17 protein-coding genes and 1 pseudogene are annotated in these 20,145 nt (G+C 66.4%); 9 read left to right on the plus strand and 9 right to left on the minus strand.

Going from position 1 to position 20,145, the window contains the following annotated elements:
* From ACFO0G_RS18415 to ACFO0G_RS18430, 4 genes and pseudogenes are all read left to right on the plus strand, one after another.
* A pseudogene (locus tag ACFO0G_RS18415) lies at positions 1–356 on the plus strand (lipoyl synthase); the annotation flags it as partial.
* A gap of 88 nt (positions 357–444) precedes the next feature.
* Positions 445–1,197, plus strand: coding sequence for a DUF4191 domain-containing protein (locus tag ACFO0G_RS18420; RefSeq protein ID WP_286403390.1), 753 nt, complete (start codon positions 445–447; stop codon positions 1,195–1,197).
* Positions 1,198–1,295: 98 nt separating this feature from the next.
* Positions 1,296–1,649: a DUF3817 domain-containing protein gene (locus ACFO0G_RS18425; RefSeq protein ID WP_286403388.1), complete on the plus strand. Its 354-nt coding sequence runs from the start codon at positions 1,296–1,298 to the stop codon at positions 1,647–1,649.
* 18 nt (positions 1,650–1,667) lie between these two features.
* On the plus strand, positions 1,668–2,624 hold the full coding sequence (locus ACFO0G_RS18430) for a DMT family transporter (RefSeq protein WP_286403387.1): 957 nt from the start codon (positions 1,668–1,670) through the stop codon (positions 2,622–2,624).
* Positions 2,625–2,634: 10 nt separating this feature from the next.
* On the opposite strand, the gene ACFO0G_RS18435 is transcribed toward ACFO0G_RS18430, so the two are convergent.
* Positions 2,635–3,072, minus strand: coding sequence for an RDD family protein (locus ACFO0G_RS18435; protein ID WP_286403385.1), 438 nt, complete (start codon positions 3,070–3,072; stop codon positions 2,635–2,637).
* 285 nt (positions 3,073–3,357) lie between these two features.
* Between ACFO0G_RS18435 and glnA (ACFO0G_RS18440) the strand changes: the two genes are divergently transcribed.
* A complete protein-coding gene (gene glnA, locus ACFO0G_RS18440) occupies positions 3,358–4,782 on the plus strand; it encodes a type I glutamate--ammonia ligase (protein WP_142134301.1) in 1,425 nt (474 codons plus the stop codon).
* 290 nt (positions 4,783–5,072) lie between these two features.
* Here the strand turns inward: glnA (ACFO0G_RS18440) and ACFO0G_RS18445 are convergent, their stop codons facing one another.
* The 3 genes from ACFO0G_RS18445 to glnA (ACFO0G_RS18455) are packed head-to-tail and all read right to left on the minus strand — an operon-like array spanning position 5,073 to position 9,960.
* On the minus strand, positions 5,073–5,609 hold the full coding sequence (locus ACFO0G_RS18445) for a GNAT family N-acetyltransferase (RefSeq protein WP_286403381.1): 537 nt from the start codon (positions 5,607–5,609) through the stop codon (positions 5,073–5,075).
* Positions 5,599–8,610 (minus strand): bifunctional [glutamine synthetase] adenylyltransferase/[glutamine synthetase]-adenylyl-L-tyrosine phosphorylase, encoded by a 3,012-nt coding sequence (locus ACFO0G_RS18450; protein ID WP_286403379.1) that lies wholly within the window; start codon positions 8,608–8,610, stop codon positions 5,599–5,601. The genes ACFO0G_RS18445 and ACFO0G_RS18450 overlap by 11 nt, the downstream gene beginning before the upstream one ends.
* A gap of 9 nt (positions 8,611–8,619) precedes the next feature.
* Positions 8,620–9,960 (minus strand): type I glutamate--ammonia ligase, encoded by a 1,341-nt coding sequence (gene glnA, locus ACFO0G_RS18455; protein WP_141160830.1) that lies wholly within the window; start codon positions 9,958–9,960, stop codon positions 8,620–8,622.
* A gap of 286 nt (positions 9,961–10,246) precedes the next feature.
* Between glnA (ACFO0G_RS18455) and panB the strand changes: the two genes are divergently transcribed.
* On the plus strand, positions 10,247–11,134 hold the full coding sequence (gene panB / locus ACFO0G_RS18460) for a 3-methyl-2-oxobutanoate hydroxymethyltransferase (RefSeq protein ID WP_286403376.1): 888 nt from the start codon (positions 10,247–10,249) through the stop codon (positions 11,132–11,134).
* A gap of 20 nt (positions 11,135–11,154) precedes the next feature.
* Here the strand turns inward: panB and ACFO0G_RS18465 are convergent, their stop codons facing one another.
* Positions 11,155–11,319 carry an SPOR domain-containing protein gene (locus ACFO0G_RS18465; RefSeq protein WP_255175160.1) on the minus strand — a complete coding sequence of 55 codons (165 nt, stop codon included), beginning with the start codon at positions 11,317–11,319 and terminating at the stop codon, positions 11,155–11,157.
* A 121-nt stretch (positions 11,320–11,440) separates the two neighbouring features.
* Here ACFO0G_RS18465 and map point away from each other — a divergent pair, with 121 nt between their 5' ends.
* Entirely contained in the window at positions 11,441–12,319 is an 879-nt protein-coding gene (gene map, locus ACFO0G_RS18470) for a type I methionyl aminopeptidase (RefSeq protein ID WP_286403370.1), read from the plus strand.
* Between the two features lie 106 nt (positions 12,320–12,425).
* Complete coding sequence (ppgK, locus tag ACFO0G_RS18475) at positions 12,426–13,229, plus strand: polyphosphate--glucose phosphotransferase (protein ID WP_142134309.1); 804 nt, start codon at positions 12,426–12,428, stop codon at positions 13,227–13,229.
* 51 nt (positions 13,230–13,280) lie between these two features.
* Here the strand turns inward: ppgK and nrdR are convergent, their stop codons facing one another.
* From nrdR to ACFO0G_RS18490, 3 genes are all read right to left on the minus strand, one after another.
* Entirely contained in the window at positions 13,281–13,781 is a 501-nt protein-coding gene (gene nrdR, locus ACFO0G_RS18480; protein WP_286403366.1) for a transcriptional regulator NrdR, read from the minus strand.
* 138 nt (positions 13,782–13,919) lie between these two features.
* Positions 13,920–15,293, minus strand: coding sequence for a histidinol dehydrogenase (hisD, locus tag ACFO0G_RS18485; protein WP_286403365.1), 1,374 nt, complete (start codon positions 15,291–15,293; stop codon positions 13,920–13,922).
* A 4-nt stretch (positions 15,294–15,297) separates the two neighbouring features.
* Positions 15,298–15,831, minus strand: coding sequence for a hypothetical protein (locus tag ACFO0G_RS18490; protein WP_286403364.1), 534 nt, complete (start codon positions 15,829–15,831; stop codon positions 15,298–15,300).
* A 127-nt stretch (positions 15,832–15,958) separates the two neighbouring features.
* On the opposite strand from ACFO0G_RS18490, the gene ACFO0G_RS18495 reads away from it, so the two are divergent.
* A complete protein-coding gene (locus ACFO0G_RS18495) occupies positions 15,959–16,459 on the plus strand; it encodes a flavin reductase family protein (protein ID WP_286403362.1) in 501 nt (166 codons plus the stop codon).
* A gap of 91 nt (positions 16,460–16,550) precedes the next feature.
* On the opposite strand, the gene dnaE is transcribed toward ACFO0G_RS18495, so the two are convergent.
* On the minus strand, positions 16,551–20,108 hold the full coding sequence (dnaE, locus tag ACFO0G_RS18500; protein WP_286403360.1) for a DNA polymerase III subunit alpha: 3,558 nt from the start codon (positions 20,106–20,108) through the stop codon (positions 16,551–16,553).
* Between the last annotated feature and the right edge of the window lie 37 nt (positions 20,109–20,145).

The raw sequence follows: 20,145 nt of genomic DNA on the forward strand, positions 1-20,145 counted from the left end.
TGGGCGAAACCCGCGAGGAAATCTCCGAAGCCCTCCGAGACCTCCACCAGGCAGGGTGCGACCTGATCACCATCACCCAATACCTGCGCCCCAGTGAGCGGCACCTGCCCGTGGACCGCTGGGTCAAACCCCAGGAATTCGTCGACCTGCAGCACGAAGCCGAAGAAATCGGCTTCCTCGGCGTCATGTCCGGCCCCCTGGTCCGATCCTCCTACCGCGCCGGACGCCTCTGGGCCACCGCCATGCGCAAAAAAGGCCGCGACATCCCCGCCGAACTCGCCCACATCGCCGAAGGCATCCAGGACTCCGGCACCACCCGCCAGGAAGCCGCAACCCTCCTGGCAGCGCACTCCTGACCTCGGATTCGTGAAGCCGCCAAGGGCCGGACGCCGGAAGTTCCCAGCGTCCGGCCCTCGCGTTTAAGTCACGTAGAATTGAGGCACTATGGCGAAATCCCCTGACTCCAGCAACTCCACCTCCGCGGGCTCAAGCGCGGTGAAGCGCAGCATCTTCTCGCGCAAGCCGAAGGAAGCAAAGGCCAAGAAGCCCAGCAGGCTCAAGCAGATCGGCGAGGTCTTCACCATGACCCGCCGCCACGACCCCATGGTTCCGTGGCTGATGCTCGCAGTCTTCCTGGGTGTTGTGGCCGTGAGCTTCCTGGTGGGATTCTGGCTGGATAACTGGATCACCGGCCTGATCATCGGCATTCCGCTCGGCCTGCTGGCCGCCACCTTCATCCTGTCCCGCCGCGCCGAACGTGCGGCGTTCGCGCAGATCGAAAACCAGCCCGGTGCCTCCGGTGCCGCTCTGGGGACCCTCCGCCGTGGCTGGATTACCGAAGAACAGCCGGTGGCTGTCAACCCCCGCACGCAGGATGCCGTCTTCCGCGCGGTAGGACGTCCCGGCGTCGTCCTTGTCAGCGAAGGCCCCACCCACCGGGTGAAGCCGCTGCTCGATGCTGAGCGGAAGCGCCTGGCGCGCATCCTGCCCAACGTCCCCGTGCACACCATCCAGACGGGACGCGGCGAGGGCCAGGTGCCGCTGAGCCAGGTGGCCAAGCAGATGGGCAAGATGAAGAACGAACTGACCAAACTGGAAGTCAGCACCGTGTCCAAGCGCATCGCCTCCATGGGCAACAGGCTTCCAATCCCCAAGGGCATCGATCCCTACAAAGCCCGCCCCAACCGCGGGCGCTAGCCAAGAGGACGCCCCGGTACCGGCACAGCCGGCCGCCGGGGCGTTTTTTCTTGCGCCCGGACCGGCCCCGCGCTTCCAGCTATGACAAGGACTTGACCATGCCCCTCAGGACAACAGTGATCCGTGCCTTCCGTATTCTCGCAGTGGCCGAGGCCTGCAGTTGGGCTGCACTCCTGGCCGGGATGTACTTCAAATGGATTGCCGGCACCACGGAGGTTGGCGTGGAGATTGCCGGGCCTGTCCACGGTGCGTTGTTCATCGGCTACGGGGTGGCTGCGCTTACGCTGTGGCGCCTGCAGCGCTGGCCGTTCCTGGTGGCTGTACTGGCCGGTGTCTCCGCTGTCTTCCCGTTCGCCACCATCCTCTTTGAGCGCTGGGCCGGGCGGCGCGGCTACCTCACTGCTTCCCGGGCAGACCAGGCCGACGCCACCCTCGAACCCAGCCGGGCTTAGCTGATCAGGACCCCTGACGTGAAGTCAGTTGAGGCAGGGACTGCGCCGGTGAAGGGCACCCAGGGCCGGCGGCGGGTGGTGGCAGTCCTCTCCCTGCTCGGGGCAACGCTCTTTTGGGCCGGCAACTATGTCGTGGGCGCAGGCGCGGTCCAAAGCATCGACCCCCTGAGCCTGGTGTTCCTGCGGTGGGCCATCGCGCTGGTGCCGCTGCTGGTGATTGCCCAAGTGGTTGAGCGGCCGTCCTGGCGGTCCGTCCTGGCCGCCTGGCCCTGGTTGCTCGCGTTGAGCGTCTGCGGCCTGCTCGGCTACAACCTCCTCCTGTACTTCGCCCTGAAGCACACGGACGCGTTCAACGCATCGCTGATCAACGCGTTCAATCCTGCGCTGATCACGCTTGCCGCTGCGGTCTTCCTGCGTGAGCGGCTCACACCGCTGGCGGTGGCAGGCGTCCTGATGGCCCTGGCCGGCGTCCTGATCGTCATCAGTGGAGGAAATATTGGGCGCCTGGTGTCCACCGGTTTCGGCCCCGGTGAGGTGATCATGGTGGGCGCCATCGTGGTCTGGACGGCGTACACCATCATCGGCCGGTTGGCGCCGAAGATCCCGCCTATCACCGCAACGGCGGTCCAGGCAGCGGTGGTCGTGGCTATTCTGGGCCCGGTCCGCTTCGCCACGGGCGGCGTGGCGCTTCCCTCAACGGGCACCGTGCTGGCATCACTGCTGTTTATCGCCATCTTCCCGTCAGTGCTGTCCTACCTGCTGTGGAACCGCGCACTGACGGTCCTGCCTGCGGGCGGTGCAGGAGTGTTCCTCAACCTCATCACCGTCTTCACCGCGATCCTGACCGTCCTTGCCGGACAGGTGCACACCACCGCCCAACTGGTGGGCGGCGCCGTCGTCATTGCGGGCGTGGTGGTGACCAACGCCCCGGCGTTCCGGCGGCAGAAACGGATCAGGGAACTGCCGGGAGCATAAGCGGGACCAGCTAGCGCCGGATCAGGAGCGTATTCATGGCCTTGTCGTGGAGGCCGCGCTGGTCCGGGTCGAAAATCACGGCGGGGATCACCAGGCACAGCAGCACTGTCCTGACCAGGGCGGCCAGCGGGCCGGGGGTACCGCCGCCCGGTTTGATCACGGCAATGCCCATGATGCGGTGGCCGATGCTGTAGCCGAGGGTTCCCACCAGCAGGATCTGTTCAATGGCGAATACCGCCAGGGTGGCCCAGGAGTCGCCGCCGAAAGCGAAGTTGCTGATCAGCAGCGCGATGCCCCAGTCGATGCAGAGGGCCGCGATGCGCCGGCCCGCCCGGGCGATGGACCCGGGGCCGGACTCCGGCAGGCCCAGGCGCTCCCCCGGATACTTCGAGATGCCGGAGGTGTCTGGTCCGCTGAGCCAGGAGCCAATGTCTTTGCGATCTACCACCACCCAAGTTTACCGGGCATGGCAGGTCCACCACGCCCACAGTGTGGATGGGGCTCGACCACAGTGTGGACGGACGATAGCGTGGTCATAGCAGGGCATTCTGTAACCTGCCCGAAACAATGCGGACACGGACGGGAAATGCCGTATCCATAGGCTGTTAGCAGTTTCAAGCAATCCCCCGGCAGGTAAGCGCAGCAGGGAAAACCCCGCGTTCTCCCTGCTTTTGGATTGCGCTGGGTCGTATGGCTTGCATGCCAGATATTTACATATGCGTTAGGAGCATAGATGTTCAAGACTGCGGACGAAGTCCTCAAGTTCATCAAGGACGAAGATGTAAAGTTCGTCGATATCCGCTTCACCGATCTTCCGGGCGTCCAGCAGCACTTCAACGTCCCCGCCAAGAGCGTCGACGCGGACTTCTTCGTCAACGGCCAGCTCTTCGACGGTTCCTCCATCCGCGGCTTCCAGGGCATCGCCGAGTCTGACATGCAGCTGATCCCGGACGTCACCACCGCGTTCCTGGACACCTTCCGCATGGAGAAGACCCTCGCGCTGAACTTCTCGATCGTGAACCCCCGCACGGGCGATCCCTACCACCGCGACCCCCGCGGCGTGGCCGAGAAGGCTGAAGCCTACCTGGCCTCCACCGGCATCGCCGACACCGCATTTTTCGCTCCCGAAGCCGAGTTCTTCGTGTTCGACAACGTCCAGTACCAGTCCTCGCCGCAGGGCAGCTTCTACAAGATCGACTCCGAGGAAGCCCACTGGAACACCGGCCGCGAGGAAGAGGGCGGCAACCTGGGTTACAAGACCCCCGTCAAGGGCGGTTACTTCCCGGTCTCCCCCACCGACAAGCAGGCTGACCTGCGTGACGCCATGTGTGTTGCCCTGGACGAAGCCGGCCTCGAGGTCGAGCGCAGCCACCACGAAGTTGGATCCGCCGGCCAGGCCGAGATCAACTACAAGTTCACCACCCTGACCCACGCCGCCGATGACCTCCAGAAGTTCAAGTACGTCATCAAGAACACCGCTGACGCCTGGGGCAAGTCCGTCACCTTCATGCCCAAGCCGGTCTTCGGCGACAACGGCTCCGGCATGCACTGCCACCAGTCGCTGTGGAACGGTGGCGAGCCGCTGTTCTACGACGAGAAGGGCTACGCCGGCCTGTCCGACACCGCCCGCTGGTACATCGGCGGCCTGCTGAAGCACGCTTCCGCCGTCCTGGCCTTCACCAACCCCACGGTGAACTCCTACCGCCGCCTGGTCAAGGGCTTCGAGGCTCCGGTCAACATGGTCTACTCGCAGGGCAACCGCTCCGCCGGTATCCGCATCCCCATCACCGGTTCCAACCCGAAGGCCAAGCGCATCGAGTTCCGCGCTCCGGACCCCTCCTCCAACCCGTACCTGGCGTTCGCTGCCCAGCTGATGGCCGGCATCGACGGCATCCGCAACCGCATCGAGCCCCCGGCTCCGATCGACAAGGACCTCTACGAGCTGCCCGCCGAGGAAGCCAAGGACATCCCCAAGGCTCCGGGCTCGCTTGAGGAAGCCCTCGAGGCACTGCGCGAGGACAACGAGTTCCTGCAGGCCGGCGGCGTCTTCACCCAGGACCTGATCGACACCTGGATCGAGTACAAGTACGAGAACGAGATCCGCCCGCTGTCCCTGCGCCCGAACCCCTACGAGTTCGAGCTCTACTACGGCGTCTAGTCAGCAGCCTGCCCTGCAGGACAGCTGATACAGCAAAGGCGGCCACCGGTGTTCAACCGGTGGCCGCCTTTCGTTGTGTCCGGGGGCGTCGCGGCCGCGGACGGAGACCATAAGGTGGGGGCCCGCCTCCAGACGTGCTGAGACCGGGAGCCGGACCCCCTGACGAATGCCCCCCGAGACGAAGACTATCCAGCCTTCCCCCCAACAAGGTTGGAGAACACCGCCAATCCACATAATCGGGCAAACGCTTGCTAAGCGCAATGCCGGCACGGCGGGTTACGTCAAACGCCTTACGGATGCAGGTTTTCGGCGAAGCTGTGGAACATGGTCCGCTGCGGCCCCGCCGGGCCGCCCAGGTAGGGCCCTGCATCGACAAAACCGGCACGGCGGTAAGCGGACAGTCCCGCCGGGTTCTCGTCGTTGACGGAGAGTACGACGCCGGTCTCGCAGCTTTGGTGCCGGTCGGTAAGTTTGCGGGCTGCCTCCACGGCCGCGGCCGCTGCCAGGGTCCCAAGCCCTTTGCCCTGGTGCCGCCGGTCGATGAGGAACCCGCGCAGCAGCCAGGCCGACTGGTCGTCGGGCCAGCCGGCGAGCCCCGCCGCCCCTGCCTGCAAAGTCAACAGCCCAACGGCGGCACCGCCGGCCTCCACGACGTACGGCCGGCGTGATGCTTCGGCCAGTCCTGCCAGGGCCATCCGCAGCGGGTCGCCCACGAAGCGGTCCTGGCCCGGCAGCAGCGACATCCCCGCAATGGCTCCGAACTGTATGGCGCGGGCATCGTTGTCCAGGTCCCGCAGCGGGATGAGCCAGACCCAGTCAGTGCCCATAAAAGACACGCTCGAAAACAGCACGTGCCCGCCGGCTCACCCGCAGGTAGTCCTCCTCCAGGGCGGCAGCGTTTCCGGGCTCGTAGCCGCACCAGCGCGCCACGGCCTCCAGGTCCCGGCGGGAGGAAGGGAGAAGGTCGGAGGCCTTGCCATTCCAGATGACGTTGGCGGACCGGATGCGGCTCGCCAGCCGCCAGGCCTCCGCCAGCAGCTTGGCATCCGCAGCATCAAGCAGGCCAAGTTCCGCGGCAGCGAACAGGGCCTCCAGCGTGGACGTGGTCCGGAGCTCCGGATGTTTCCCGGCATGCTGGAGCTGGAGCAGCTGGACCAGCCACTCGACGTCGCTGAGGCCACCGCGTCCCAGTTTGAGGTGGCGCGCGGGGTCGGCGCCGCGCGGCAGCCGTTCTGATTCCACCCTTGCCTTGATGCGCCTGATCTCACGCACGTCCTGCTCCGCCACGGTTTCCGGGTACCGGATGGGGTCGATGAGGGAGAGGAAGTCGGCTGCCAGGGTGTCGTCGCCTGCCATGGGCCGTGCCCGCAGCAGGGCCTGGGCTTCCCAGATGAGGGACCAGCGGCGGTAGTACTCGGCGAAGGAGTCCAGGGAGCGCACCATTGCGCCGTTCTTGCCCTCGGGCCGTAAGTCGGCGTCCATCTGGAGGACCCGCTCTGCCATGATGGCCGGCTTCAGCGGCTGGGTGAGCAGGCTGGACACCTTCGCCACGATGCGGGCGGCCTGTTCCTGGGCCTCAGCGTCGGAGAAGCCGGGAAGGGCGCGGTGAACGTACATGACATCAGCATCGGATCCATAGCCGATCTCGCGGCCGCCCTGGCGGCCCATGGCCACCACCAGGACCGTGGTCTTGAGCGGCCCGCCGGCGGAGACGATGCCTTCCGCTACGCGCAGGGCGCCCAGGACGGCCGCCCGGTCCGTGTCCGCCAGGGCCCTGCCTACCTGGTCCTGGTCAAGGAGGCCGGCTGAGTCAGCAATGGCGATGCGGAGGATCTCCCGCCGCCGGATCAGCCGGATAAGCCGCATGGCGCTTTCCGGGTCCGAGTGCCGGGACATCTTGGCGGTGATCTCCTGCCACTGGGCTTCGAAGCCCACGGGCACCAGGTCCTTGTCCTGTCCCAGCCATGCCACGGACTCCGGCGAGACTTCCAACAGGTCCGCGATCAGCCGGGAGTTGGAGAGCATGTGGCACAGGCGTTCGGCGGCGGCATTGGAGTCGCGCAGCAGGCCGAGGTACCAGTGGGTGGTGCCCAGCGCCTCGCTGACGCGGCGGAAGGCGAGCAGCCCCGCATCAGGGTCCACACCTTCGGCGAGCCAGTCGAGCAGGATGGGCAGAAGCTGGCGCTGCAGGGCGGCGCGGCGGCTCACCCCGGCCGTCAGGGCCTCGATGTGGCGCATCGCTCCCTGCGGATCCCGGTATCCTAGGGCGGCAAGCCGGCCCTGCGCCGCTTCGGGAGTCAGCCTGGCGTCCTCGCTGCTGAGCTTGGCCGCCGAATTCAGCAGTGGCCGGTAAAAGATGCGCTCGTGCAGTTCGCGGACCGAGCGCTTGGTGCGCTGCCAGGCGGAAAGCAATGAGTCCGGGGTGGGCCGCTCATTGGAGAACGGCCCCAGCACGGCCTTGGCCAGGGAGCGCAGCGCCGGCTCAGCCACCGGCATGAGATGGGTGCGGCGCAGCTGGAACAGCTGGATCCGGTGTTCCAGCAGCCGCAGGTAGCGGTAGGCGTTGTCGAAGGCTGCGGCGTCGGAGCGGCCGATGTAACCCCCGGCGGACAGTGCGGCGATCGCGGAAGTAGTGTCCCGCCGTCGTAATGACTCGTCCGCCTTGCCGTGCACCAGCTGGAGCAGCTGCACGGTGAACTCGACGTCGCGCAGTCCGCCGCGGCCTAGCTTGATCTGGCGCTGCTCCTCGGCGACCGGGATGTGCTCGGTCACCCTGCGCCGCATCGCCTGGACGGATTCAACGAAGCCCTCGCGCCCCGCGGAGTTCCAGATCAGCGGCGCCACGGCGTCCTCGTAGGCCTGGCCCAGTGCGGCGTCGCCGGCGATGGCTCGGGCCTTGAGCAGCGCCTGGAATTCCCAGCTTTCCGCCCACCTGGCGTAGTACGTCTCGTGGGAGGCGAGGGTGCGGACCAGGGGCCCGGACTTGCCCTCGGGCCGCAGGTTGGCGTCCACCTCCCAGAGGCCGGGTTCCCGGGCCACGGAGGAAATGGCACGGGAGATGCCGCTGGCCAGGGCCGTGCCGATGGTGTTGGCGTGGGCGTCCTCCAGGCTGCCCGGGTCCACCACGTAGATGACGTCGACGTCGGAGATGTAGTTTAGTTCCCGGGCTCCGCACTTGCCCATGCCGATCACTGCCAGGCCGACGTCGGCAACCTCCGCAGGGCTGTGCTGCTCCGCCGCTTCCGCGCGGGAGACTGCCAGGGCGGCCTCGATGGCGGCTGCGGCCAGGTCGGCGAGTTCCCCGCCCACGGCCGGCAGGAAGTCCAGCGGATCCGCGGCGCACAGGTCCTTGACGGCGAGGTCCACCAGGCCGCGGCGGTAGGCCGTGCGCAGGGCTGCGTAGGCGTCCACACCGGTGACGGAAGCAACGGGCCGGGCGGCGCGGGGGTCCGCGCCGACGGACTGCAGGAGCGTGGCGCGCAGCCGGCCCGGGTCGGCGGGCAGGGGTTCGGGACTGGCCCGGACCCGGAAAGCTTCCAGGTGCTCAGGGTGCCGGATGAGGAACTCCCCCAGCGCTTCCGAGGCGCCGAGGACCCGGTACATCGGCTCGCTGGCCTCCGGCTCGGCGGCGGCCAGGTCGCGCAGCTGCGGGTGCTTTTCGATCAGCCGGACCAGGGACTGCAGGGCGGTGTCCGGGCTGGCGGCAAGCTGCAGCCCGGCAAAGAGCCTGTCCTGGTCCAACCCCTCGAGTTCGCGCGCGGCAAGGAACCGCTCGCCCTTTTCCAGGTCGCTGAATCCGGCCGCGATGAGGCGGCGGGCCAGGCTCACGCCGGGCACCTAGAGGATGCCGAGGTTGCGCTGCAGCTCGTAGGGCGTCACCTGCAGCCGGTAGTCCTGCCATTCGGCGCGCTTGTTGCGCAGGAAGTGCTCGTAGACCTGTTCACCCAGGATCTGCGGCATCAGCTCCGAATCCTCCATGGAGCGGATGGCGTCGTGCAGGCTTGCCGGCAGTGGATCGTGGCCCATGGCGCGGCGTTCGGCCGAGCTCAGCGACCAGACGTCGTCCTCGGCAGCGGCGGGCAGGTCGTAGCCTTCCTCGATCCCCTTGAGGCCGGCGCCGAGGAGGACGGCGTAGGCCAGGTAGGGGTTGGCGGCGGAGTCGATGCCGCGGTACTCGATCCGGGCTGACTGGCCCTTGCCGGGCTTGTACAGCGGCACGCGGACCAGCGCGGAGCGGTTGTTGTGGCCCCAGCTCAGGTAGCTCGGGGCCTCGCCTCCACCCCACAGCCGCTTGTAGGAGTTCACGAACTGGTTGGTGACGGCGGTGAACTCCGGGGCGTGCTTGAGGATGCCCGCGATGAACTGGCGGGCGGTCTTGGACAGCTGGAACTCGGCACCGGCCTCAAAGAACGCGTTGCTGTCGCCCTCGAACAGGGAAAAGTGCGTATGCATGCCGGAACCGGGGTGGTCGGTGAACGGCTTGGGCATGAAAGTCGCGTAAGTGCCCTGCTGGAGCGCCACTTCCTTGATGACGGTGCGGAACGTCATGATGTTGTCTGCCGTCTGCAGCGCATCCGCGTAGCGGAGGTCAATCTCGTTCTGGCCCGGGCCGGCCTCGTGGTGGCTGAACTCCACGGAGATGCCCACTGATTCCAGCATGGTCACCGCGGTGCGACGGAAGTCCTGCGCCACCCCACCGGGGACGTGGTCAAAGTAGCCGCCTTCATCCACCGGAACCGGAGCGCCGTTGGGGCCCGGCTCATGCGACTTGAGCAGGTAGAACTCGATCTCCGGATGGGTGTAGCAGGTGAACCCCATGTCAGCGGCCTTGGCCAGGGTCCGCTTCAGCACGTTGCGCGGGTCAGCGGCGGAGGGCTCGCCGTCAGGGGTGAGGATGTCGCAGAACATGCGCGACGTCTGTTCAGTCTCGCCGCGCCACGGGAGGATCTGGAAGGTGGCAGGATCGGGCTGGGCCAGCATGTCCGATTCGAAGACCCGGGCCAGGCCTTCAATGGAGGAGCCGTCGAAGCCCAGCCCTTCCTCGAACGCGCCCTCGACTTCCGCCGGGGCCAGTGCCACGGACTTCAGCGATCCCACGACGTCGGTGAACCACAGGCGTACGAAACGTACGTCGCGCTCTTCGATTGTGCGCAGGACAAACTCTTGCTGGCGGTCCATGATGGCCTCTTCTCCGGTCAACGTCCATGCTCCGGGCCCATGCAAGGGGAAAGCCGGCAGCAGTTCATCAACACTGTACTAATCATTCTGCGCCGATGCCGAAGCCTGCGCCGTGCGTAACACAGCATTAACCTCCCAGTCCCATAATCCTGCCTCCAGGCCACCCCCGGGTCCCGTTTCCGGCGCCCGCTGCCATGCGCAACCGACCACGCCATGACGCATATCACTGCTCCCGGGAGGATGGGCGCGGTAGCTAGGACGCCCGGTACCGCATTACGCTCATCCCATGGCCTCCAACAGCTCCGACTCCAGCGCGTCCGCAGAAGTACCCGCCCCCTACGGCAGTGGCCCCGGCGTGCCGGCCCCGGCCGAACGGAAGCCGGCAAAGGTCCGTCTCCACCACCTCCAGCAGGCAAAGCGGGACGGCACCAGGTTCGCCATGCTGACCGCGTATGAGCAATACACGGCCGAGATTTTTGATTCCGCCGGCATCGAAGTGCTCCTGGTGGGAGATTCGGCCTCCAACAATGTCTTCGGCAACGAGACCAGCCTCCCTGTCACCGTGGACGAACTGCTGCCCCTGTGCCGTGCCGTGGCACGCTCGGCACGACGCGCCCTGGTGGTGGCGGACCTGCCCTTCGGCAGCTACGAGGTCAGCGCCGAACAGGCCGTGGCAACCGGTGTGCGGTTCCTGAAGGAAGGCCTGGCGCACGCGGTCAAAATGGAGGGCGGGAAGTACTACGCACCCACGGTCCGGGCCATGGTGCAGGCGGGCATTCCCGTCATGGCGCACATCGGCTTCACACCGCAGAGCGAGCACGCACTGGGTGGCTACCGCGTGCAGGGCCGTGGCGACGACGCCCAGCGGCTGATTGACGACGCCCGCGCACTCGCCGATGCCGGGGCGTTCTGCGTGCTGATGGAAATGGTGCCTGCAGAGACGGCAGCGGCCGTGGACGCAGCTGTCAGTGTTCCCACCGTAGGAATCGGTGCGGGGAATGCAACTACCGGACAAGTCCTGGTGTGGCAGGACATGGCCGGACTGCGGGGCGGCCGGATGGCAAAGTTCGTGAAGCAGTACGCGGACCTGCGCAAAACACTGCTCGACGCCGCCACCGCCTATGGCGACGACGTCAGGTCAGGCGAGTTTCCCGGCCCGGAGCACTCCTTTTAGGCCGGCACCCACCCGACTGTTCAGTCGTCGTCGCCCTTTTCCCAGGCCTCGTTGCGCGCCCTGACCTTTTCGATGGCGTGCTCCGCTTCTTCGCGGGTCTTGTACGGCCCAATGAGCTGGCTCCAGTCCGAGAGCCGGTCTTCTTCCACTTCGTGGGTGTTGATGTTGAACCAGTACTCAGTCATCGTTGCTCCTCGTTCCGTCGACAGGGGAAGCGGGAGGTGATCCACGTAACACAAACACTTACGCGTCCCTCCGCCGCTTGTCGGTTGTTAGGCCTTCTGTGGTGCCTTATATGATCAATCTATGCCTTCCCTTGCCTCGACTGCACCCATTGGCACCCTCACCCCGGGTACCCTGAGCCCGCAGCGTCCCGTACCGGCGTCCATCCCCCGTCCCGAGTACGTCGGCAAGCCTGCCCCGGCCAAGTTCACCGGTTCGGAGGTCAAGTCCGCCGAGACCATCGAAAAAATCCGGATCGCCGGAAAGATCGCAGCGCAGGCCATCGTGGAGGTGGGCAAGCACATCCAGCCCGGTGTCACCACGGATGAGCTGGACGAGGTGGGCCACGAATTCCTGCTGGACCACCGCGCCTACCCGTCCACCCTCGGCTACCGGGGCTTCCCCAAATCGCTGTGCTCGTCGCTTAACGAGGTCATCTGCCACGGCATCCCGGACAGCACGGTGGTCCAGGACGGCGACATCCTCAATATCGACATCACCGCGTTCATTAATGGCGTCCACGGCGACACCAACTACACCTTCCTGGTGGGTGACGTGGACGAGGAATCGCGGCTGCTGGTGGAGCGCACCCAGGAGTCGCTGAACCGTGCCATAAAGGCGGTGGCGCCGGGCCGTGAAATCAACGTCATCGGCCGGGCCATACAGTCCTACGCCAAGCGCTTCGGCTACGGCGTGGTGCGCGACTTCACCGGCCACGGTGTTGGCGAGGCCTTCCACACCGGCCTGATCATCCCGCACTATGATGCCGCCCCCGCCTACAACACGGTAATCGAAACCGGCATGGTGTTCACGATCGAACCGATGCTCACCCTGGGCACCGTGGAGTGGGACATGTGGAGCGACGACTGGACCGTTGTCACCCGGGACCACAAGCGCACCGCCCAGTTCGAGCACACCCTGCTGGTCACCGAGACCGGCGCCGAGGTCCTCACCCTGCCGTAGCCTGTCCCATGCCCGCAGGGCATGGCTGCCGGTGCAGACCGGACACCTGTTATGGGCCCCTACCGGCCCCTTTATCCCGCCCGCCCCTGTCAAGAACGGAATCCCATTGGCCAAGAAGGACGAGAAGTCGCACAAGAACGCACCGCTGATCGGAATCGACATCGGTGGTACGGGCATCAAGGGCGGCATTGTCGACCTGAAGAAGGGCAAGCTCCTGGGTGAACGCTTCCGCGTGCCCACTCCCCAGCCTGCTACCCCGGAGGCCGTTGCCGAGGCCGTGGCCCTGGTGGTGGCCGAACTCTCGGCCCGCCCTGAGGCCCCGGAAGCCGGCTCCCCCGTGGGCGTGACCTTCCCCGGGATCATCCAGCACGGCGTGGTCCACTCGGCCGCCAACGTGGACAAGAGCTGGCTGGATACCGACATCGACGCCCTCCTGACGGCACGGCTGGGCCGCCCCGTGGAGGTCATCAACGACGCCGACGCCGCCGGCCTGGCCGAGGCCCGCTACGGCGCAGGCGCCGGAGTGTCCGGCACCGTCCTGGTGATCACGCTGGGCACCGGCATCGGTTCAGCGTTCATCTTCGACGGCAAGCTCGTGCCCAACGCGGAGCTGGGCCACCTGGAAGTTGACGGCTTCGACGCCGAATCCAAGGCGTCCGCCGTGGCCCGTGAACGGGATGGCCTGTCCTGGGACGAGTACAGCGTCCTGCTGCAGCGCTACTTCTCGCACGTGGAGTTCCTGTTCTCGCCGGAACTGTTCATCGTGGGCGGCGGCATCTCCAAGCGCGCCGACGAGTATCTTCCCAACCTCAAGCTGCGCACGCCGATTGTTCCGGCCGTCCTGCGCAACGAAGCGGGAATTGTGGGTGCGGCGCTGGAAATAGCCATCAAGCACCAGCTGTCCAAATAGGAGTGGTGCCGGTGGCGGCTGCGGCTTCCCCTCCGCTGCCGCCACCGGAGTCTAGAGGGGGCTCTTCTCGGAGCTCTTGGCGCCTGCCGTGCCCTTGGCTTCTTCCTCCGCCTCGTGGCGCAGCAGGGCAATAGCAGTTTCAAAATCCTCAAGGGATTCGAACGCCTGGTAGACACTGGCGAAGCGCAGGTACGCAACCTTGTCGAGCTTCTGCAGCGGCCCGAGGATCACCAGCCCAACCTCGTGGGCGTCAATCTCGGCGGCACCGGATGCGCGGATCTGCTCTTCCACTTCCTGCGCCAGCATGGCGAGGTCGTCCTCGCTGACCGGGCGGCCCTGGCAGGCCTTGCGCACACCGTTGATCACCTTGCTGCGGCTGAAGGGTTCACCCACGCCGGACCGCTTGATGACGGACAGGCTGGTGGTTTCCACGGTGGTGAACCGGCGGCCGCATTCAGGGCACTGCCGGCGGCGCCGGATGGCGGAGCCGTCATCCGCCATGCGGCTGTCAACAACACGGGAATCGGGGTTGCGGCAGAACGGGCAGTACATGGCGTTCCCCCTTTTCGCTTGTGGTGTGCAACGTCTGTGAAAGCCATCAGCACCGCCGGGGGGCGATGCCGTGGCGTCTTTCAGTTTACGGGCAGATGTGGGGTAATAACAATCCTGTAATTACTACATGTAGTGGTGTCATCCAAGGCCCGGGAAACGCGCTGTGACCGCGTCGCCGTGGGCGGGAAGGTCCTCCGCCCGGGACAGGCTCACGATGTGCCCGCTGACCTCGGCGAGGGCCTCCCTGTTGTAGTTGATCACCTGGATGGCCCGCAGGAAGGTAGTGACGTTCAGCCCTGACGAGAAGGCTGCGGTGCCGCTGGTGGGCAGGACGTGGTTGGAGCCCGCGCAGTAGTCGCCCAGGCTGACAGGGCTGTAGTCGCCCACGAAAATCGCGCCGGCGTTGCGGATGCGCGCGGCCACGGCTGCTGCGTCCCGGGTCATGATTTCCAGGTGTTCGGCTGCGTAGGCGTCACAGGCTGCGATGCCCTGCTCCAAACCGTCCACCAGCACCACGCCGGATTGGGGGCCGGACAGCGCCTCCTGCACCCTGGCCGAGTGCTTGGTGGCTGCCGCCTGGAGCGCCAGTTCCGCGCGCACCGCCGCGGCCAGCTCCTCGGAATCGGTAATGAGGACCGATGCCGCCTTGGGGTCGTGCTCGGCTTGGCTGAGAAGGTCCGCGGCTACCAGCGCCGGCTGGGCGGAGTCGTCGGCCAGGATGGCGATTTCCGTGGTTCCAGCCTCCGAATCGATGCCCACGACGCCCTTGACCAGCCGCTTGGCCGTGGCCACGAAGATGTTGCCCGGCCCGGTAACCACGTCCACCGGCTCCAGTGCCGGGCCGGCGTCCGTGGCTTCAACGCCGTAGGCGAAGGCGGCGATAGCCTGGGCCCCGCCGATGGCGTAGACCTCGGTGATGCCCAGCAGGGCCGCGGCGGCCAGGATGGTGGGGTGCGGCAGGCCCCCGAACTCCTTCTGCGGCGGCGAGGCCAGGGCGATGGATTCCACGCCCGCCGCCAGGGCGGGCACCACGTTCATGATCACCGACGACGGGTACACGGCAAGGCCGCCCGGAACGTACAGTCCCACGCGGGCCACGGGCACCCAGTTCTGGCTCACCACAGCGCCGTCGCCCAGTTCGACATCGACGTTGCGTGGCCGCTGCCCGTCGGCGAACTTCCGTGCCCGGCTGATGGACTCCTCCAGGGCAGCCCGCACGGCCGGGTCCAGCTGGTCCAGGGCCTCGGCGATGGCCTCCTGCGGTACCAGCGGGTGTTCCTGTGCCACACTGTCGAACCTCGCGGCAAGCTCGGCCAGGGCAGCAAAGCCGCGCTGCCGGACGGCCGAGATGATCTGCAGGACCTTGTCCTCGGCGTCCGCCACGGTCTGGCCCTTGGCGCGGGGAACAGCCGCGCGCAGGGCCGCGAGGGTGAGGTTGCGGCCCCGGAGATCGATGGTGCGGAAGTCGACGGCGGCTGTCACGGGGGCGGGAAGGTCCGGGGAAGTGGTCACCCGTCTATTTTACGGGGCTGATGGTGCCGCCGGTTCCGGGACCGCCGGCGTGCGGCTTCCTGCCCGCCGTGCCCACCAGTTCCAGGACGAAGACCGACACGGCCGCGGCGGCCGGCCACAGCAGCAGCACCGGCCACGCCCGCAGCGAGAAGGCAATGCTCGCGTTGGCGGAGGCATCCACTGCCGGGCCCCACAGCCGGGCTGCCAGGATGCCTGTCCCCCAGGCCACCAGGCTGCCGGCCGCGGCTCCCAGCAGGCCGGCCAGCAGCGCTGCCTGCGGGTCAGGGCGTTTGCCGTCGGCCAGGAACACGGCCAGCAGGCAGCCGGCCAGCACCAGGATGCCGGCGAGGGTAAGGTCGCGCGGCAGCCAGACAAGGGGGGCGTTGCCGGAGGCCAAAGCTGGATCGCGCGTGATCAGGTTCAAGCCGCCCGGCGCCAGAAGCCACCACAGGAGGCCGGCCGGAATTCCCGCCGCCGCCGGGACCAGCAGCAGGGACCATGGCAGCAGCCGCCTGGCGGGGCGGGCGAAGTTTGTCATGCAACACACCTTAACAAAGCTTCCTGGGACGCCATCCTGCGTGCTGACGGCGCGGCCGGTTTTCCCGCCGTGACCGCGGGCCAATACGCTTGGAGAAAGAGATTCGCCCCCTAGTACAGGAGTCCCGGTGACCGACAACAGCGAGCCGTTCGAGCAGACCTTCAGGGAGATGTTCCGCCGGCACGCTGCGGGCGTCGCCATCATCACCGTGAACTACCAGGACGAGCCCTACGGTTTCACCGCCACCTCCGTGGCCTCACTGTCCGCCAAGCCGCCGAGGTTCACCTTCAACATGGCGCGCAGTTCCAGGTCCTGGCCCGCGGTGGCCAACACCCAGTACCTGGGCGTGCACATGCTCGGGCTGGAGAACCAGGAGTTGGCAGCGCGCTTTGCCCGGCCCGGCAACCGGTTCGAGGGCAACCACTGGGAGACCGGCCCGCACGGGGTGCCCATCCTCAAGGACGTCGCCGGGTGGCTGATCGGCGAGGTGCAGATGCGCCTCTCCTTCGAGAACAACGCAGTGGTGGTGGTCCAGGTGGTGGACGGCCAGGTGGGCGGCGAAGGGTCACCCCTGCTGTACCACGGCGGCGCCTACGGGCAGCCGGTGCCACTCGACTACGAAATCTAGCCCCGGGTAAAGCGTCCCGGACCAAAAGACGCGGACGACGGCGGGAAGCGCTTCCCGCCGTCGTCCGCGTCTTTGTCAGGCGCCTGGTCTGTCAGGCGTCCAGGCAGGCCGGACCCAGCAGGACCTTCAGGTCACCGAACAACGACGGGCTGGGGTTGACCCGGAGGTGGACGGGAAGGCCCATGATTTCCGTGCGGGTGTCGCCCTGGAGGTGCAGCCTGACCTCCGAGTTGCCCCGGTGGGTGCGCAGCACGTCGCCCAGCTCGGTGACCACCGCTTCGGTGGCCTTGTGCGTGGGCATGGTGATCACCAGCGGCCCGTGCAGCCCTTCACTGAGGTCCGGCACGGACAGCTCCATGCAGTTCAAGGTGATGGCGCCGTCGTCGCGCTTTTGCAGCCTGCCTTTGACCACCACGATCAGGTCCTCGGCCAGCACGGATGCGATGGGCCCGTAGACCTGGCCGAAGAACATGACCTCGATGGAACCGCCCAGGTCCTCCACCTCGGCCCGTGCGTACGCGTTGCCGCTGGCCTTGGCGATGCGCCTGCTCAGCGAGGTGATCATGCCGGCGATGGTGATGATCGCACCGTCCTGCGGCCCGTCCTCACCCAGGATGGTGGTGATGCTCATTTCGGCGTGCTGGCTGAGCAGCCCCTCCAGGCCCTGCAGCGGGTGGTCCGACACGTACAGGCCCAGCATGTCCCGTTCGAAGGAGAGCTTGTCCTTTTTCTCCCACTCGGGCAGGTCCGGGATTTCGATGCTCAGCGAGGCCTCCGATTCGGCCTCCTCGAAACCGGCGAAAAGGTCGAACTGGCCAATCGCCTCGTTGCGCTTCAGGGTGATGACGGAGTCGATCGCTTCTTCATGGATCATCGCCAGGGCGCGGCGTTGGTGGCCCAGCGAGTCGAAGGCACCCGACTTGATGAGGGACTCGATGGTCCGCTTGTTGCAGACCACGGCGGGAACCTTCATCAAGTAGTCCTTGAAGGAGGTGAACGCGCCTTCGCTTTCCCGGGTAGCCACCATGGCTTCTACGGCGTTGACGCCCACGTTGCGGATGGCGCCCATGCCGAAGCGGATGTCGTTGCCCACCGGGGTGAAGTTCAGCGCGGACTCGTTGACGTCCGGCGGAAGCACCGTGATGCCCATGCGCCGGCATTCGTTGAGGTAGATCGCGGACTTGTCCTTGTCGTCGCCCACCGAGGTCAGCAAGGCGGCCATGTACTCCGGGGCGTAGTGCGCCTTGAGGTACGCGGTCCAGTAGGAGATCACGCCGTACGCTGCCGAGTGGGCCTTGTTGAAGGCGTAGTCGGAGAACGGCAGCAGGATGTCCCAGAGGGTCTTCACGGCCTCCATGGAGTACCCGTTGTCCTGCATGCCCTGGGAGAAGCCGGCAAACTGCTTGTCCAGTTCGGACTTCTTCTTCTTGCCCATGGCGCGGCGCAGAATGTCTGCCTGGCCCAGCGAGTAGCCGGCGAGCTTCTGTGCCACGGCCATGACCTGCTCCTGGTACACGATCAGGCCGTAGGTACCCCCGAGGATCTCCTTGAGCGGCTCCTCCAGCTCAGGGTGGATGGGGATGACTTCCTGGATGCCGTTCTTGCGCAGCGCGTAGTCGGTGTGCGCGTTGGCGCCCATGGGGCCGGGCCGGTAGAGCGCCAGGACGGCGGAGATATCTTCGAAGTTGTCAGGCTTCATCAGCTTGAGCAGCGACCGCATGGGACCGCCGTCGAGCTGGAACACGCCCAGGGTGTCGCCGCGGGCCAGGAGCTCGTAGGACGGGGCGTCGTCCAGCTCAAGGTTCTCCAGGTCCAGGTCGATGCCCCGGTTCATCTTGATGTTCTCAAGGGCGTCGGAAATGATCGTCAGGTTCCGCAGGCCCAGGAAGTCCATCTTGATCAGGCCCAGGCCCTCGGACGTGGGGTAGTCGAACTGGGTGATCACCTGGCCGTCCTGGAAACGGCGCATGATGGGGATGACGTCGATGATCGGGTCCGAGGACATGATGACACCGGCGGCATGGACGCCCCACTGGCGCTTCAGCCCTTCGATGCCCAATGCGGTCTCGAAGACTTTGGCAGCCTCGGGGTCGGTGGCAATCAGCTGCCGGAAGTCCCCCGCTTCGCCGTAGCGCTTGGCTTCGGGGTTCTGGATGTCCGCCAGCGGAATGTCCTTGGCCATGACGGCCGGCGGCAGTGCCTTGGTGAGCTGCTCGCCCATGCTGAAGGGGTAGCCCAGCACGCGGGAGGAGTCCTTGAGGGCCTGCTTGGTCTTGATGGTGCCGTAGGTGACGATCATCGCCACGCGCTCGTCGCCGTACTTGCGGGTGACGTAGTCGATGACCTCGGAACGGCGCCGGTCATCGAAGTCGACGTCGAAGTCGGGCATGGAGACGCGGTCCGGGTTCAGGAACCGTTCGAAGATCAGGCCGTGGCGCAGGGGGTCCAGGTCGGTGATGCGCATGGCGTACGCCACCATGGACCCTGCACCCGAGCCACGCCCGGGACCTACGCGGATGCCGTTGTTCTTGGCCCAGTTGATGAAGTCTGCAACCACCAGGAAGTAGCCCGGGAACCCCATGGAGGTGATGACGCCAAGTTCGTAGTCCGCCTGCTTGCGGACCGCGTCCGGGACGCCGCCGGGGTAGCGGTACTGCAGGCCCTTGTCCACTTCCTTGACCAGCCATGAGGTCTCGTCCTCACCGGGCGGGCAGGGGAACCGCGGCATGAAGTTGGCGTCGGTGTTGAAGGACACCTCGCAGCGCTCGGCGATCAGCAGGGTGTTGTCGCAGGCATCGGGGTGGTCGCGGAACAGCTCGCGCATCTCCCGCGGGGACTTGAGGTAGTAGCCGCTGCCGGAGAAGGCGAACCGGGACCCGCCGTTGTCATAGGTGGGTTCCAGCAGCGTCGAGCCTGACTGGATGGCCAGCAGCGCCTCGTGTGCCTTCGCGTCATGTTCGTGGGTGTAGTGGAGGTCGTTGGTGGCCACCAGTGGCAGGTTCAGGTCCTTGGCCAGCCGCAGCAGGTCGCCGGTGACCCGCCGTTCAATGTCCAGCCCGTGGTCCATCAGTTCGCAGAAGTAGTTCTCCGCACCGAAGATGTCCCGGAATTCTGCCGCGGCTTCCAATGCTTCGCGGTACTGGCCCAGCCGGAGCCGGGTCTGGACTTCGCCGGAGGGGCAGCCCGTGGTGGCGATAAGTCCCTCGGAGTAGGTGTTCAGCAGCTCCCGGTCCAGCCGTGGCCACTTGCCGAAGACGGAGTCCAGGGAGGCGATGGATGAGGCGCGGAAGAGGTTCCGCATGCCCACGTTGTTGTAGCTCAGGAGCGTCATGTGGGTGTAGGAGCCACCGCCGGACACGTCGTCCTTGCGCTGGGATTCATCGCCCCAGCGCACACGTTCCTTGTCCGTACGGGCGGTTCCGGGCGTCACATAGGCTTCGACGCCGATGATCGGCTTGATGCCCTTGTCCGTGGCTTTGCGCCAGAAGTCGAACGCGCCGAACAGGTAGCCGTGGTCGGTGGTTGCCAGCGCCGGCATGCCCAGCCGCTCGGTTTCATCGAACAGCTCCCCCAGGCGGGCAGCTCCATCCAGCATGGAATATTCGGTGTGGGTGTGCAGGTGGACAAACGAATCATTGCTGGAACTCACCGCACTATTCTAAGCGCTGCCCCGGTGCAGTTTTGCC

This window comes from Arthrobacter sedimenti (genome assembly GCF_042652025.1).
In the GTDB taxonomy this organism is placed as follows: domain Bacteria; phylum Actinomycetota; class Actinomycetes; order Actinomycetales; family Micrococcaceae; genus Arthrobacter; species Arthrobacter sedimenti.